The sequence below is a fragment of the Sphingomonas lacusdianchii genome (assembly GCF_022664395.1).
In the GTDB taxonomy this organism is placed as follows: Bacteria; Pseudomonadota; Alphaproteobacteria; order Sphingomonadales; family Sphingomonadaceae; genus Sphingomonas; species Sphingomonas lacusdianchii.
In genome coordinates, this window is the sequence record NZ_JAKRET010000011.1 from 66,861 (window position 1) to 80,851 (window position 13,991).

At 63.8% G+C, this 13,991-nt stretch carries 22 protein-coding genes; 17 read left to right on the forward strand and 5 right to left on the reverse strand.

From position 1 onward, the window contains the following. Positions 1-15: 15 nt before the first annotated feature. The 4 genes from MF607_RS14960 (at position 16) to MF607_RS14975 (ending at position 3,338) form a co-directional block, all read left to right on the forward strand. Entirely contained in the window at positions 16-1,683 is a 1,668-nt protein-coding gene (locus MF607_RS14960; protein WP_242120210.1) for an ATP-binding protein, read from the forward strand. Position 1,684: 1 nt separating this feature from the next. After that, positions 1,685-2,611, forward strand: coding sequence for a hypothetical protein (locus MF607_RS14965; RefSeq protein WP_242120212.1), 927 nt, complete (start codon positions 1,685-1,687; stop codon positions 2,609-2,611). 18 nt (positions 2,612-2,629) lie between these two features. Beyond that, positions 2,630-2,923: a DUF5983 family protein gene (locus tag MF607_RS14970; protein ID WP_242120214.1), complete on the forward strand. Its 294-nt coding sequence runs from the start codon at positions 2,630-2,632 to the stop codon at positions 2,921-2,923. A 61-nt stretch (positions 2,924-2,984) separates the two neighbouring features. Next, positions 2,985-3,338, forward strand: a complete 354-nt coding sequence (locus tag MF607_RS14975) for a DUF3768 domain-containing protein (RefSeq protein WP_242120216.1) — start codon at positions 2,985-2,987, stop codon at positions 3,336-3,338. A 40-nt stretch (positions 3,339-3,378) separates the two neighbouring features. Here MF607_RS14975 and MF607_RS14980 read toward each other — a convergent pair whose 3' ends face one another. After that, positions 3,379-4,107 (reverse strand): CPBP family intramembrane glutamic endopeptidase, encoded by a 729-nt coding sequence (locus tag MF607_RS14980; protein ID WP_242120218.1) that lies wholly within the window; start codon positions 4,105-4,107, stop codon positions 3,379-3,381. 29 nt (positions 4,108-4,136) lie between these two features. Here MF607_RS14980 and MF607_RS14985 point away from each other — a divergent pair, with 29 nt between their 5' ends. The 6 genes from MF607_RS14985 to MF607_RS15010 all read left to right on the forward strand — a co-directional run bounded on the left by MF607_RS14985 (position 4,137) and on the right by MF607_RS15010 (position 8,829). Then, entirely contained in the window at positions 4,137-4,388 is a 252-nt protein-coding gene (locus MF607_RS14985; RefSeq protein WP_221211855.1) for a hypothetical protein, read from the forward strand. An 82-nt stretch (positions 4,389-4,470) separates the two neighbouring features. Next, the gene (locus tag MF607_RS14990; protein WP_242120220.1) at positions 4,471-6,747 is read left to right on the forward strand and encodes a DNA cytosine methyltransferase; all 2,277 of its coding nucleotides are present in this window, start codon (positions 4,471-4,473) and stop codon (positions 6,745-6,747) included. 256 nt (positions 6,748-7,003) lie between these two features. Next, positions 7,004-7,594 (forward strand): hypothetical protein, encoded by a 591-nt coding sequence (locus tag MF607_RS14995; protein ID WP_242120222.1) that lies wholly within the window; start codon positions 7,004-7,006, stop codon positions 7,592-7,594. After that, a complete protein-coding gene (locus MF607_RS15000) occupies positions 7,591-8,133 on the forward strand; it encodes a hypothetical protein (protein ID WP_242120224.1) in 543 nt (180 codons plus the stop codon). The genes MF607_RS14995 and MF607_RS15000 overlap by 4 nt, the downstream gene beginning before the upstream one ends. A 26-nt stretch (positions 8,134-8,159) precedes the next feature. Then, entirely contained in the window at positions 8,160-8,555 is a 396-nt protein-coding gene (locus MF607_RS15005) for a hypothetical protein (protein WP_242120226.1), read from the forward strand. A gap of 94 nt (positions 8,556-8,649) precedes the next feature. After that, positions 8,650-8,829 (forward strand): hypothetical protein, encoded by a 180-nt coding sequence (locus MF607_RS15010; RefSeq protein ID WP_242120228.1) that lies wholly within the window; start codon positions 8,650-8,652, stop codon positions 8,827-8,829. 140 nt (positions 8,830-8,969) lie between these two features. Here MF607_RS15010 and MF607_RS22735 read toward each other — a convergent pair whose 3' ends face one another. Then, positions 8,970-9,104: a hypothetical protein gene (locus MF607_RS22735; RefSeq protein WP_277925937.1), complete on the reverse strand. Its 135-nt coding sequence runs from the start codon at positions 9,102-9,104 to the stop codon at positions 8,970-8,972. Positions 9,105-9,130: 26 nt separating this feature from the next. On the opposite strand from MF607_RS22735, the gene MF607_RS15015 reads away from it, so the two are divergent. Then, entirely contained in the window at positions 9,131-9,382 is a 252-nt protein-coding gene (locus MF607_RS15015) for a hypothetical protein (protein WP_198356760.1), read from the forward strand. 434 nt (positions 9,383-9,816) lie between these two features. Here MF607_RS15015 and MF607_RS15025 read toward each other — a convergent pair whose 3' ends face one another. Beyond that, positions 9,817-10,281 (reverse strand): hypothetical protein, encoded by a 465-nt coding sequence (locus MF607_RS15025; protein WP_242120230.1) that lies wholly within the window; start codon positions 10,279-10,281, stop codon positions 9,817-9,819. Positions 10,282-10,466: 185 nt separating this feature from the next. Between MF607_RS15025 and MF607_RS15030 the strand changes: the two genes are divergently transcribed. The 4 genes from MF607_RS15030 to MF607_RS15045 all read left to right on the forward strand — a co-directional run bounded on the left by MF607_RS15030 (position 10,467) and on the right by MF607_RS15045 (position 11,885). Continuing rightward, entirely contained in the window at positions 10,467-10,787 is a 321-nt protein-coding gene (locus MF607_RS15030) for a hypothetical protein (RefSeq protein WP_242120232.1), read from the forward strand. 107 nt (positions 10,788-10,894) lie between these two features. Then, complete coding sequence (locus MF607_RS15035) at positions 10,895-11,302, forward strand: response regulator (protein ID WP_242120234.1); 408 nt, start codon at positions 10,895-10,897, stop codon at positions 11,300-11,302. A 72-nt stretch (positions 11,303-11,374) separates the two neighbouring features. Next, positions 11,375-11,608: a hypothetical protein gene (locus MF607_RS15040; RefSeq protein ID WP_242120236.1), complete on the forward strand. Its 234-nt coding sequence runs from the start codon at positions 11,375-11,377 to the stop codon at positions 11,606-11,608. Between the two features lie 40 nt (positions 11,609-11,648). Next, entirely contained in the window at positions 11,649-11,885 is a 237-nt protein-coding gene (locus MF607_RS15045) for a hypothetical protein (protein ID WP_242120238.1), read from the forward strand. A 15-nt stretch (positions 11,886-11,900) separates the two neighbouring features. On the opposite strand, the gene MF607_RS15050 is transcribed toward MF607_RS15045, so the two are convergent. Then, the gene (locus tag MF607_RS15050; protein WP_242120240.1) at positions 11,901-12,320 is read right to left on the reverse strand and encodes a hypothetical protein; all 420 of its coding nucleotides are present in this window, start codon (positions 12,318-12,320) and stop codon (positions 11,901-11,903) included. Between the two features lie 147 nt (positions 12,321-12,467). On the opposite strand from MF607_RS15050, the gene MF607_RS15055 reads away from it, so the two are divergent. After that, the gene (locus MF607_RS15055) at positions 12,468-13,160 is read left to right on the forward strand and encodes a phage head morphogenesis protein (protein ID WP_242120242.1); all 693 of its coding nucleotides are present in this window, start codon (positions 12,468-12,470) and stop codon (positions 13,158-13,160) included. Between the two features lie 30 nt (positions 13,161-13,190). Here the strand turns inward: MF607_RS15055 and MF607_RS15060 are convergent, their stop codons facing one another. After that, a complete protein-coding gene (locus tag MF607_RS15060) occupies positions 13,191-13,433 on the reverse strand; it encodes a hypothetical protein (protein ID WP_242120244.1) in 243 nt (80 codons plus the stop codon). Between the two features lie 218 nt (positions 13,434-13,651). On the opposite strand from MF607_RS15060, the gene MF607_RS15065 reads away from it, so the two are divergent. Then, the gene (locus MF607_RS15065; RefSeq protein WP_242120246.1) at positions 13,652-13,966 is read left to right on the forward strand and encodes a hypothetical protein; all 315 of its coding nucleotides are present in this window, start codon (positions 13,652-13,654) and stop codon (positions 13,964-13,966) included. Positions 13,967-13,991 lie beyond the last annotated feature (25 nt).

Below are 13,991 nucleotides of genomic sequence, written 5' to 3' on the forward strand. Positions count from 1 at the left end.
TCCGAAGGATCCGCCATGCTTCCCGCCACGATCTCCACCAGTGTCGCGCCCGAGACCATCAACAAGGTCACCCGGCTGTTCAACGGCTCGGTCAGCGACATCCTGCATGAGCTGCTGCAGAACGCGCGCCGAGCCGGCGCGAGCACGGTCGCAGTGTCCACGATCGGCCGCGCCGGCGACCGTCTCCTGCACATCGTCGACGACGGTCACGGCATTGCCGACCCGGCCAGCATTGTTACGCTGGGCCGCTCCGGGTGGAGTGACACGATCGCTCGCCGCGAGGATCCCGCCGGCATGGGCGTCTTCAGTCTTGCCGGTAGGGACGTCATCATCCGTTCGTGGTCCCAGGCGGCCCATCAAGGCTGGTGCGCCCACATCCCGGCATCAGCGTGGGAAAGCAGCCGGCCGATCGCGATCTCACCGGATCCGATCGGGCGAGGAACCGCAATCAGCATCCGCATGGACTCCGCGTGGGAGGACGAGGTCCTGCCGGCGCTGAGCCATGTTGCGCGTCACTATCCTCTGCCCGTGACCTTCGACGGCGGAAGCGTCGAGCAGACGCCGTGGCTGGACGATGCCATTTACGAGGAGCGCTGGAACGGGTGCCGCATCGGCGTGGTGAAGGAGCATCACCGCCGGGGAGGCGCGGCTCGCCTCAATTTCCATGGTCTGACGATCCCGTGCCCGATGCCGGTCGTGCAGCAGGTCGGCCGCGGCGAGGAATGGACAGTGCTAGTCGATATCATCGACTGCCCCGCGATCCAGCTGGTGCTCCCAGCTCGCAAAGAGGTTGTCCAGAACGAGGCAGTGACGGCCCTGCGCGAGGCCGCGAGCAAGGCGATATATGGTGCCATTGCATCAGAGGGCGCGCATCGGCTTTCGTATAAGGACTGGCTGGAAGCCCGACGGCTCGGCGTCGCGCTGCCCGAGGCCGAATGTCGTCTCCATGGTTGGTGCGCTCCGCATGCCGCGGCGGGCGAAAGCTATATGTCCGGCAGCAGCTTCAACGACGGCACGATGATAATCATGCCGGACGTGGCCGCCATCGTGGCGCAGCCTGCCGAGCTGGCGATCCAGCATCATAAGCCATTCGCTGGTCCGCTTGTGTTCGGGGAGCCCGCGTTCGCCGGCTATCGCTGGTACGACGGGCTCGCGCGCGTTCAGACGCTCGGTTTCACCGTCGAGCAGGAGGGGCGCACCTTCCACATCACCGACGAAGAGGGAGCACCTTCGGACGTCGACAACGGCTATGTCGAGCAGCTGACGCTCGAAGCCACGGTCGCACACGGCGGTCTGGACACAAAGGTCACCTGCAGCGCCGATGTCGCCTTTGCTCCGGATTTCGACCTTTCGACCGAGGTCGACGATGTTGTGATCTTCGTCCGACGCGGGGCAGAGCTGCCGGCAAGGGACGTGATCTCGCTTCTTCAACGTGCGGCCTTCGACCCGAACTCCGACATTTGCGCGGACAGCTATGAAACCCAGGAGGAACGGTTCCGGCGCGACGCCAGCGACCGGGTTCTGGCTTTGCTTGAAGGAACGGATGCTGCCCTCGAGGCACACATTCGCGCGCTCTTCCGCGACTACCCGGTCGATGTGCCAACGGATCGCTCGGTGACGGTCACCATGACCTCGGCGGGCGTGTCAGTCACGATCGCCGAGCGCCACCCGGAGGTCGGGTGACATGGACATGCCCCCGCCACCCGTCGTCTTGGCCTACGGCATCGGGGTCGACAGCACCGCCCTGCTGGTTGAGCTCGTGGCGCGAGGCCAGGCACCGGACCTCGTTCTGAGCGCCGATACCGGCGTCGAGAAGCCGGCGACATACGCCTATCTCGACGTAATCCGTCCCTGGATGGACGGGCATGGCATCAGGCACGAACTGGTCTCGTACACCCCCAAACGGTTCAAACACTGGCCGCCCTATTACGGCCTGCTGGAGATGTGCCTCACCAACGCCACCCTGCCGAGCAAGAGCCTGGGCGGATCGAGCTGCAGCCTCAAATACAAGAAGGCGCCGCAGGATGCCTTTCTCGCCAACTGGCAACCGGCGATCGACGCCTGGAACCGCGGCCAACGCGTGACGCGCCTCATCGGCTATGACGCAGGCCCCCGCGACACGCTCCGGGCGAACCACGCGCTGTCGATCGAGGATCCGCTCTATGACTGTCAGTCGCCGCTGCGGGAATGGGGCTGGGACCGCGATGCCTGCGTCAGGCGGATCATCGCCGAAGGTCTTCCAGTACCCCCGAAATCGGCCTGTTGGATTTGCATCGCGAACAAGGCTGAGGAGATCCGCGACCTCCCCCGCTGGTGCCTACGGCTGATCGTCTTGGTCGAAGCTAGAGCGGCGCCGAGGCTCCACACCGTGGAGGGGCTATGGCGCCGCTCGACCAAAGCGCGCCCAGGCCGGATGACCGACTTCATTCGAGCGGAAGGGCTTCTCCCAAGCCGGGAAATCGACCGCATCTGGCGCGACGCGCCGCTCGACCTGATCCGGTTTCAAGACGTCGCCGCGCTCGTTCCCGTTGGCGAGCGCCCAACCATGCAGAGCTGGCTCGAGCGCTTCAACGCAGGGCTGTTCGCCCGACCAACGCCGCTCGCGGCCTGACCCCTGACGGAGGACACCATGAACGACAATCAGGATGCGCGGCCGATAGATCCGACGATCGAGCCGATGCTCGTTCTGTCGACCGCTCACATCACGCAGGAAACCTGCAACACCTTCCTGCCGACCTATCCCGGCCCAGCCTGGGAGAAGGGCGAATACGGATGGTTCATCTACGTGCCGGAGGACGTCGACGAGACGCTCCCGGTCGACCTCGCAGCCTGCATGGCCCTCGCGCGCGCGAAATCCGCCTTCTGGATTATGCTCGATCGCGATGAGGCTCAGATCGACGGTCTCCCAGTCTTCGACTGGTGAATCTGGATCACGAACCCAACGCCGGGACTGCGCTCTGCGCGCGCCTATTCGGAGACCTCAGATGGTCGATACGACCGACAGCAATATCGATACTATCGGCCGCCTCAACGATCGGTGCCGGCAAGGCCTTGATCGGACGGCTAAGGTGATGATGACCAGCGCCTGCCTCGCCACGTTCACCGAGGACGGGACGAGCGCACTCGCGGTTCAGATTGGCATTGTCGATGCACTTCTTCGCTGCGCCTTCGATCCGCGCGATCGGGAGCGAAATCGCGGCGAGTTCGAGTTTCGCGGGCAGACGGTTTATTTCTCGATCGACTATTACGATCTCGCCCGAGAGTACGGATCAGAAGACCCCGCCGATCCAGCCAAGACGCGCCGGGTCCTCATGATGATGTTGCGCGGCGACCTCTGAGGCGAACCCGGTGGACCGACCGAGGCGGGCAGTGACCATCTCAGGAGGCAAGGGTCGCATACCACATGCCGAATGCGTTGCTCGCGATGTGGACGATCAAGCCAGGAACGATGGAGCGCGATTGGACGGCGCATAGGCCGGTCCCCAGCCCGAGGCATAGCGATGCCACGAGGTTTGCTGGCTCGAAATGCAAGGTGACGAACAACAGGGCCGAGGCGAGGACCGCCACCACGCGCCAGCCACGATCAACGAGTGTGCCGAGCAGATATCCGCGGTAAAGCACCTCCTCGACCATCGGCGCGACCAGCACCGTCGCAACAAGCAGCGCAATGCCGGATGGCCCGGCCATTGATGCGACCAGTGCGCGGCCGACCTCGAGATTGCTCGACGCACCCGACTGCCAGACGGTGGCACCCTGCAAAGCCAATATGCCGAGCGGGATTTGCGCAACCGCAAGGCCGCCCAGCATGGTCACAAGGGTCGAACGATCCCAATCCGGTTTGACCATCAGAACAGCGCGAGCGCGGCCAACCTTGCGGATATCCATCGCCACCAGGCTGAGTATCACAACGGCACCAAGGGCGATCGTCGCGGCGGTGAGCGAGGCCGAGGCCGGATCTAAACCAAGCGCAGGGCCGACGAGATAGTGGATGATGGTGAGGGCCGCCTGATGCGCAATCAGCAGTGCCGCAACGACCCATAGGGACGGCCTTGAGGCGGATTGCGGGGTTTGCACGGCGAGTGCGGGAGCCGCGGCCATCTCGTTCATCCTACACCCCTTCACGATAGGAGACCGCAGTGTCGGGCATTAAGTCTCAGCAGAACCATGTCCGTCAATGCCGTCCACGCGATCGGCGCTTCGACCTCGTGCAGCTTCTCGGCCCGGCGCCGGGCAATGCCGAATGGGAGGCCGAGAAGGCGGGTTGGCGCAGCTTCGTGATGGGTAACGCCAATTCGGCCTATCGACGCGGCACGAAGCTGCGCCACGCATGGCAGCGAGGGTATGACGGTGCCTCGCGCAGCACCGATGCGGTCCGATTGATGCTGTAGCCGATGCAGGCGTGTCGTCCGCGGCGTCAGGGAGGGAAGGGGGAGAGGGGCTGTTGGGTCATGTAGATCCGGGAGCCTCACAATGAACGCATTCAGGCACGCGACGGCCGAGGTGGTGATCCGCCACGGCCACATGGCGTGCGGCCTTGGCGCCGGCGCTGCCGGCATGAACGCCGCCAATCCCCGCGTGGGACCACTCCGAGGCCGGTTCGAGTGCGCGGGGGGCATCGATGTCGATGAAGGCGCAATCCGTAATTTCGAGCGCCTGACCGGGGTGAAGGGCACGGTCATGGACCTCTTCAGCGAAGCACAATACCGGGCCTTCCACGGTGAGGCGCCACCTCCAGGGTGGCGTGAAGCCACGCCTCGCGACGTGCGTGGCGTGTTCGGCCGCCTCGACATCCTGTTCGCAAGCTATCCCTGCAAAGGCTTCTCCGGCTTGCTGTCGGCGCGGACGGCCGAGACCGCCAAGTACCAGGCGCTCAACGATCTCACGACGCGCGGCATGATGCTGAGCCTTGAGGCGTATCGTGACGATCCGGTCGCTATCGTTGCCTTCGAGAACGTGCCGCGGATCGCCTCCTCGCGTGGCGCGCGCTTCCTTGCGAAGATCGACGCTCTGTACCGCGCCTACGGGTATGTGGTGAGCGACGTCGAGGACAGCATCCACGACTGCGGCACGATCGGCGGGCTCGCACAGAGCCGCAAGCGGTTCCTTCGCCTCTTTCGGCATCCGTCCAAGGTGCCGAATTTCATCTATCAGCCCGCCAAGAAGCGGCTGCGCGGTGTCGGTGAGGTGATCGGCAAGCTGCCGCTGCCCGGCGACCCGGTCGCCGGCGTCATGCACCGTGTGCCCGCGCTCCAGTGGAAGACGTGGGTGCGCCTTGCGTTCGTGCCGGGGGGCCGGGACTGGCGCGCGCTGAACGATCTCGCCGTCGTCGAAGGGCACCTCCGAGATTTCGCCATCGTTCCCGAGCAGGCGTTGCGAGAGAACGCGCTTGGCGTCCTCGACTGGTCTGACCCCGCGCCGACGCTCACCTCAGCCCGCTCGCCGGCCCAAGGCCGCTTCTCGGTTGCCGACGTCCGCGTTCCTGCCGACTGGAACGCCGATGTCCTCGGCGTCCGCGACTGGGATGGCCACACCGGGACCGTCGCAGGTCGCACCGGTCCGACGAACGGGGCCTACAGCGTTGCGGATCCTCGCCCCGATTACGGCGAGAACACGCATCGTCACGTCCTCGGCGTGCGTGACTGGGAGCAGAGCGCGGCGACGATCAGCGGAAGCCCCAAGCCGAGTGGCGGTGCCCATGCCGTCGCTGATCCGCGGGTCGATGGCCATCCCAAGAGCGTCCAACTCGGCGTGCGGCCGTGGTCGGAGCCAGCACCGTGCATCAAGGCCGACGTATCGGTCGGAACCGGTCCCTATGCCGTCTCCGACCCTCGAATCGCCGCCCCGCGCTTGGGCAACGTCTTTCGGATCGTGCCCCTTGGCGGCTCCGAGGCCAGCGAGCCCGTCGCCGACCCGCGGCCGACGCACGGCAGCGGCGCTCACCACAACAAGATGAAGGTGGTTGCGGCCGACCAAGCAGCCCCGACGACCACCGGCTCGGATCGCGTCGGGTCTGGTGCGCTTTCTGTCGCCGACCCGAGGCCGGGATATGCGTCGGGCACGCATCGCAACATCCTCGCGGTCACCGATTTTGGCGATACCGCCAAGGTCGTCACCGGGGCCCTCCATCCCGCTGGCGGTGCACTGTCGGTCGCAGATCCTCGCCCGGTCGGCCTCAGTTCCGGTGCCCGAGATCAGCACAGCTACAACAGCCAGGCGCACTATGGCGTGGTCCGCTGGGAAGACACGAGCGTCGCCGTCCCCGGTTACGCTAAATACGACCGCGGCAAGTGGTCGGTCGCGGATCCCCGCATCCCCGAGGCCGAGCCGCTGGCCACCTTGCCGGCGCCGAACGATCGGGTGGTTGCCCGGATCATCGCCTCCGATGGGACATGGCACCGACCGTTTACGACCTTGGAGCTGGCCGCTCTTCAGTCGCTATTCGACCCTGAGGAGGTCTTCCGCTTCGACGGCGAACGCGATGCCTGGTCAATGCCCCAACCGTTCGAGCTCGAGGGAACATCGGACGCCCAGAAGCGGGAATGGATCGGCAATGCGGTCCCATCGGCTGCGGCGCAGGGCATGGCCGAGGAAATCGGTGAAGCGCTGCTACTCGCCCGGCTCGGCGAAACCTTCACGCTCTCGCACAAGGCAATCTGGGTTTCGCCGCTGCGCATGGCGCTCGCGGTCGACCACAGCCCCTTACAGGCGATCACTGAAGGCCGTGGCCTTGAATGGGGAGAGGCATAATGGTCGATCGGTCCAACCTCTCGCGGCCGCGGTCCAGCCAAGCCCATGTGCGCAACCCGGTCCTCGCGCTGCCGAGCATTGCCCGGCTGCAGGCGATGACGCCGGCGACCCGAGCTGAGCTACGGCTCGTCCTCCTCGAGCTGCGACACGACGCGCAGACCCGAGCCGAGGAATGCTGGCGGCGTCTTAAGGCCCCGATGGCTGCCTATTGGAAGGTGGTCTCAGTGTACGCAGGACACCTGTCGCGGGTCCTGCGATGAGGTACGATCCGCGCAAAGCCACGACCTCCCCGGAGGAGTTCGCCGAATTGATGGCGCTCGTTCGTCGTGCCGATGAAGCCCCGAGGCCGCAAACGGACGACGACCTATGGCGAGCCACCTATGCCGAAGAGCAACGACAGCGGCGTGTTGTTGGGTATCAGCAGGATCTCTTCGAATCCAAGGCGACGACACACTTCCGTCGCAACCGGGCCGCGCCGGATTGGGATCGGCCGCCTGTCGAAGCGATCGAGCAGAAGCTGGAGCGGATCAAAGGCGACCCGTTTGCGACGTTCGGTCCGCCACGATCAGATCGGCCGTCTATCCTGTCGGCGGACGAACGCGCCGCGATCGTCCGCAAGGCCGGAAACTGGCTCGCAGTGCGCCAGCGCGTCCGACTGGTCGACGCACCGGGATCCGTTGATCCGGCATTCGGAATCCAACGCTTTCTCGGTCGGGCAGGCGTGGTGTGGCGCCTATGCGGAGCCCCATTCGCGGACCATTGCTATGTCTTCTTCGATCCCGTTGGAGCCGAGCGCACGGCCAAGATCGAGATGGCAGAGCTGCGGGACCTGGAGCCGGTCCGATGAGCTGGCGGGAGCCCGACCTCTTCTACGGCGACAAAAAGCCGCCGCGGTTCCTCGCCCCGATGAAAACCTATCGTGCAGAACCGCGTAGCGCGCCGAAGCCGTTTGCATGGGAGAGCATGGGAGCGTGGGTCCGCCATATGCACCGGCTTTTCGCGCTCGAAGGCCCAAACAGCGATCATTATCGCCGAACACGCGAGACGGCACGCGCCCTGACGGTCGACCGAATCCGTGAATGCCGTCACGATGACGATCTTCAGCGCTGTGAGGCGATGCTGGTCGAAGCCTCGGCGGGGTGGCTGTACGGTCTCGATCGGGCCTTCAACCGAGCGGAACGCGGAGCTTTACTGGTCGAGGTGCGCAACCGCCGTCATCTGATCGCCCTCGGGCGCGAAGCGCCCAAGGCCAAGGGACCGAAGCTGGATCCGCAATACCTTCCTGACGACGCACTCGATCGGCTGATCCAGTCGCACGCGGACATCGCGATGGTTGAGCGCTTGCGCCACGAACGGGAGCGACGGGCGATTGAGAGGGGAGGGTGAAGGACGTAAGACCGAATTGAGGGAGAATGACGATGGTAGGCTCAGCGCTCGGCTCCGGCCCCTTCGGCGAATATGTTGCTATCGAATGGCTCCAGCTCGTTGCGGGAGTTCCCGTGGCACTCTCGATACTCGCGCTCCTATTCGCGATCTTCAAGCGCGTGACCGGCCAGATCGACGACCATGCGGTCGGCGCGGCAGGCCTGGTGATGATAGGAGCAGCGGGCTTCGCCGCGACCGTATACCTGATCGGCTTCGCCTGCATTTACGCTGGCGTGATGTGGGAGGGCGCATTTCCGCACCGTCTCTCCGACAACCTCCTCGGTAGCGTCCTGTTCTTTCTTCTGGGGCTCGCCATCTACCTCTTCCCCAAGCAACTCGACCGGCTCGATCGATGGCTAAGCCGCAGAAAGCCACGAGCATAATCAGTCTGATGACGCTTCCAAGCGGTTCCTGTAGGTTCCGTTATGGTGTCGTGACGTAAATCACGGCACAAGACGACACAAAGGATAGGCTGGCATGAACACTATTCGCGCAGTCGGCATGATCGGTACGATCTGCGGCACGATGGACACGGCACTCATGGCTTGGCTCCAAATCGATGCAGGGCGCGAGATCGATGTCTTCGTTTGGGGACTTGGCCTTTACACCTTGCTTATCGCTGCTTTGTGGTACTTAGGCGAACGGTTGTTTGGTTGATGCGAGAGGGCGTCACGCATGACTAGCTCGCATTCCTCGACCGGCCCGAGCTGGCAACAGCGGTCTGATCGCTAGGTAAGCCGCGTAGAGCCGCGCAAAAACAATCGAACGACGCTTCGATCGATAACGGTCAGTCTAAATCACAGCGCCACCTTAAGATCGATAATAATGGTTATGTAAAACGGAGCGTCTAACGGCGCTGTAAAGCTGCGTCCTTTTGGTGTGACGCGGTGCGACTGGCGCGCGCCCGCGATGCCGCTCGCCGATGCTTCCATATCGTAACTCTGTCGGAGTTGAAACCATGGAATATACTGGTTTGGTGTTCGTAATCTCGGTCCTGGTCACCGCCTCCATAACCATTCTCTACCAAGGCGGCGCGGTGAGTTTGAAGGTAACCGCCGTGGTTGCAGGGCTCGGCTTCTGCGGCATGATCGGAGCAGCAAGCATGGCTCCGCCTTCGAAACCGCTGACGTGCGAAGAGATGGCCAAGCGGAAGGCCGAGGCTGACGGCTACGTGGTTGGCCTCGCCAGCGGGATGATGATGCCCCGCTAAATTCGACGGACACGGAGCCCCTCGGAATCGGCGGATAAGAAAATGGGGCCGAGACCGATAGCAGCGGCCCCGACCCCATCATCAAAGGATCCTCCGTCGAAACGGCGGATAGACCGATTAAACGCGAGTGCGTCGAATCCGGTCCGCTCCCTTTGATATACCCAACATGTTCAACAATCCATGAACGGACGCGCTGCGGCGCGTGCCGTGACAGGACGTACCAGACGAGTACCGCGCCATGCTCAACACAGCTTCTACATGCCGCTCACTGGCGTCCTTCGAGAACGCCTATGCCGTCGCAATCCAACTGCGCGAAGCGACCGGCGTCGACCAATTCGTCGTTCGCACCGGCAACGCTACTCAACCCTTCCGCGTATCGCGGCAGAGGCCCCAGGCGCCCGAGACCATGCAGGTACTGGTCGCCTGAGGACAGATCAGCTGCTCGCCTGCGTCCGCGCCATCAGCTGCGATGCGGTGACGCCTTCGCAGAGCGCCTCATCGGTCATGTAGGCGATCGGCAGGTTCTCGTCGCGAACGACCGTCGCCATACGGGCGCGGCGATACGCGAGGCTCTTGAGCCACGCGAGGTCCTCGAGCGCCAGCTGCAGGGGCGTCACGTCCAGCAGGTGCCATAGACGCATCTGGAACGGGCTCTGCGCCTTCAGGATCTCGGCGACCTCCTCGAAGCCGACACCCTCCTCGACACCGTTGCTATGGTCGTGCGCCAAGGCCGCGAACGCTTCCTCAAGCTCACGGATTGCGAAATAGGCGATGTCCAGGCCGACGCCGATGGTCGCACCGGCCAGCACCCGGCGATCGACCGACAGCTGCGGATCGTTCAGCGCATCCAGAAGCGGCAGATCGTAATCATAGCCGCGCATCGCGTCCTTCAACTTCATGGTCGTCCTCCTGTGGCGCGTATTGAACATAACGTGAACAGGGTGCGCAAGTCTTTTTCTTCATACCACGTAGTTCCCACCGGATGAATCTTGCCGGGAACATCATCACTGGCGGCACCAGGTCGCCGCGCTTGACCTCGCAGCCCTACGAAGGTCACACACATCTCACACGTTGGAGGTTCGGAATGCACGTTTTGCTTATTCTGGGTATCGCCATCGCGATGGGAGCCGGCTTGTGGAACATGCGCGCTGCGATGCGAGCAGGCCGCGGAGCAGACTGGCGCACCAACAGGGACGGACTTCGCGCACCCGGCTCCTCGCAGAGCTTCACGCTCCTCAGCATGGTTGGACCTACCGTTATCATCGCTTTGGCAGCGTTTGGTGTGCCGCTTCTGGTCCTGCTTGCTGCGGGACTGGCCTATGCGATCACCTTCGTGGTGCTGGCGGTACGCGAGCGTCGTCTGTCCGAAACATACTATCGCGGGAACGTCGGCATAACGTCGTGAGGATATACCTCCCCTCCCCCCAACTGTCCGGCGCTCGACCGCGTCACGGTCGTTGGTAAATCGACGCGTGTTAGGAGACTTTGCTCCAAATCAAGGGTTTGAGGGGAATGGAACCCTCAACGATCCCTTTCGCGCTTGTCGTCGATGATGACCCTATCATCCTTATGGACGTGTGCGGCATCCTCGAGGATGTTGGGTTTCGCTGTCATTCGGCCGATCATGGTGATGCTGCGAAAGCTATGCTCCCCGAGCACGCCGAAGGCATCACGCTCCTCTTCTCTGACGTCGAGATGCCAGGAGAGACGGACGGCTTTGCCCTCGCTTACCATGTCGCGAACCGGTGGCCGTCGATCGAGATTGTCATCGCCAGCGGTCGCGTCAAACCGAACGATGGCGACCTGCCGGAGAAGGCGACGTTCATCGGCAAGCCGTTCTCCGCGGCGCTAATACGGAACCACCTTCGCGAGAAGCTGCCGGACGGGAAGAAACCTGAGCCGCTGAAAGCTGCGGTCTGATCGGACCAAACCGGACTTGGCTTTGCCCCGGCTTCCCGTATGTTCACGCAACTATCAACGGGAGTGCCGGATATGGCCACGCCGCGCCGCGACCGCTTCGTCGTTCCGAAGACGACGGGACGCGATTACCTAAACGCCTTCATGCACCTCCTCGAGGCAGCTTATTGGGCTGGGATCGTCGGCGCGCTCGTTTACGCCGACGTTGACCTCTGGGTCTGGGCAGTAGCGGGCTTGCTCGCTGGCCCGCCCTACATCATCGGCACCGCGTTAATTCGTAGGCGCCTCGGCATTCTGCGGAGGGTCTGAACGGATGCAGCAACCCTATCCGCGCGCTATCCGCCTAACCGTGATCGCCCTTGCGTCTGCGACGGTTACCGGACTGTTCGCGATCTATTACATCCCCGTCGGCTCGAGCGAAGAGCGCGCCGCGACCGTGCTGTCCAAGACCGGGCCGCAGGGCCAGGCGGCGTATCGCGACGCTTGGTCCGATGGCCGCCTGACGCGCGCGGATATGTACGAGATCCGCGACGCCTCAGGGCACGACATCGACAACTGGGTCGATATGTCGGGCCGAACGAGCTGACGCCGCTCAATCACCTCACCAGCGGACTACCACGATCGCGACTGCCAGGATCAGCGGCAGCATCGTCTCCACGGTCCCGATCGCAGCAGTCGCGAGGCGCAACCGCCTTAATCGGCGAGACGGCAACATCGGGATAGCCCGAAGCGTCTGTGGCACGGCCGTGAGCTCCGTCAGCACCAAGGCATGGCCAAAAACCAGCGCGACGATGATGCCACCAATCGCAGCAACAGCGGATGGCGGACTGATTGCGATGCCCGCGATCGCTACGGCGACTGCACCGCCGAGCAACCCCGCAGCAGCAACATATTGGCGCAACAAGGCGGTGGCATCACGCTCGGCGGATGGATTGGCGACGTCGTCAGTGCGCTGATCGCGGGCGCGCCATGCGTCGGCGAACAGGTGCCAAGTCGTCGACGGCCTCACTACCGTATCCATGCTGCATCTTCCTCAAGGGCTGGCATAGCCCTCCCTGAAACCAAAGGGGTCGGCAAGCGCCGGCCCCTTTTTTGCCTGCGGACCGCTCCCGCGAGCGACACCGAAATAGCAGCGTGTCACTCGCCGGCGGTGCGGATAGACCAAGATATGATTATCGCAGCAAACGACATCGTCGACTGGGTTTCGGATCGCGGCGACCTCCTGATCGCAGCCTGGACCCCGCAGATCGCGACAATGACCGACTGGGAAGTGCCCTACGCCAAGGCGCTCGCCGGTGAGCTGCATGACGGGATGGTCACGTCACTCCTGCGCGGAGGCACCGAGGCAAACTTCCTCAACCTGGTTGCCAAGAGTAACACCGGGCTCGACGCTCGAACGGAGCGCGACCTCGCCGAGCGCTTTTTCGGCGTCACGCTGAAGCTTGCTCGCGCGGCCCATCGGCACGCGCAGGACGGCAAGGCGACCGCCCTCCCCTTCAAGTACGGAACGGTCGTCGGCGACGCCCGCACCGATCCCTCGCATCTTCCCCTGGCCGACGTGCTGCTCCCCCGCGAGCATCCATTCTGGACGCGGTGGCAACCGCCGTTCGGTATGGATTGTCGCTGCGGGACCATCGGCATGACGAACGGCCAGCTTGCCCGGTCCGGCCGAAGCATTACCCCCGACGAGGCACTGCCCGCGATCGAGGCGCAGCTGCGCGACACCTGGCCCGCCGAATTTCGACCGCTGCTCGATTTCCGACAACCGCCGGCGCCGGCCACGCCTCAACAGCCGACGATCACTCTGTCCCAGCAGCAGCTCGACGACATTCTATCCGCTTTCAGGCCTGATACCGACTAACCTATCGGGCCATGTCGCGATTGTAGCTAGTCAGACAGCCTCGCCTCTGCGTGACGCGGCCTCGTTCACCCAGCGGCCAAGCAATGCTTGCCCTGCGGTCACCAGCGCGCCGCCCATGCCCAAAGCAAAAAAGGCCCCGAGGGCAACAGCCAGTGGCTCAAGGCGGCCGGCAAACTTGGCGCGCGCGAGATCAACGACCCAGAGCGCGAAAATGACATCCACGGCGACCAACGCCGCAAGGATGCAGAAAGACACCGTCAGGCGTAACTTCATTCGCCTGCTCCTATTAAGCAGCGTACCGCAGACGCGCGATAGCCGCATACTTATCGCACAAGCAGTCCCAATTGCGAACGAGAGAATCGATAACATTGGGCCGTGCTTCGGTAGACGATGGTGCGTCAGCGTTTGGCGTCACCACGGATCGTGGCTCACGAGGGTAGATTGCTCGCTGTGGCTTTCTTGCCGTCGGCTCTGTGGCTACGTTGACGACCATGGAGGACAGCGCCGTGCAGCCAATCGAACGCGACACCCGACCGCAGTCTTTTGAGGACGTGGAGCGGAGCATGCGGCGCATCACCGATCGCTACACCTGGAAGCGGGTCTTCCTGTTCGCCGCCTTGTTCATCTGGCTCTTCAATGCCTATGCCGCCCTGCCCTACGTCGACGGGCGATCGTACATCGCCGTTTGGGTCGTCGCCTGCATCGGTTGTTGGACCGCGTCGGGCTGGCTGCTTGACCTGCCCCGGCTGATGTTCCCGGAGGTCGAGGCCTTCCGGCACCTGCGCCGCCCAGCACCGCGCCAATAGCCGAGCGCTCACTCCATCGGCATCG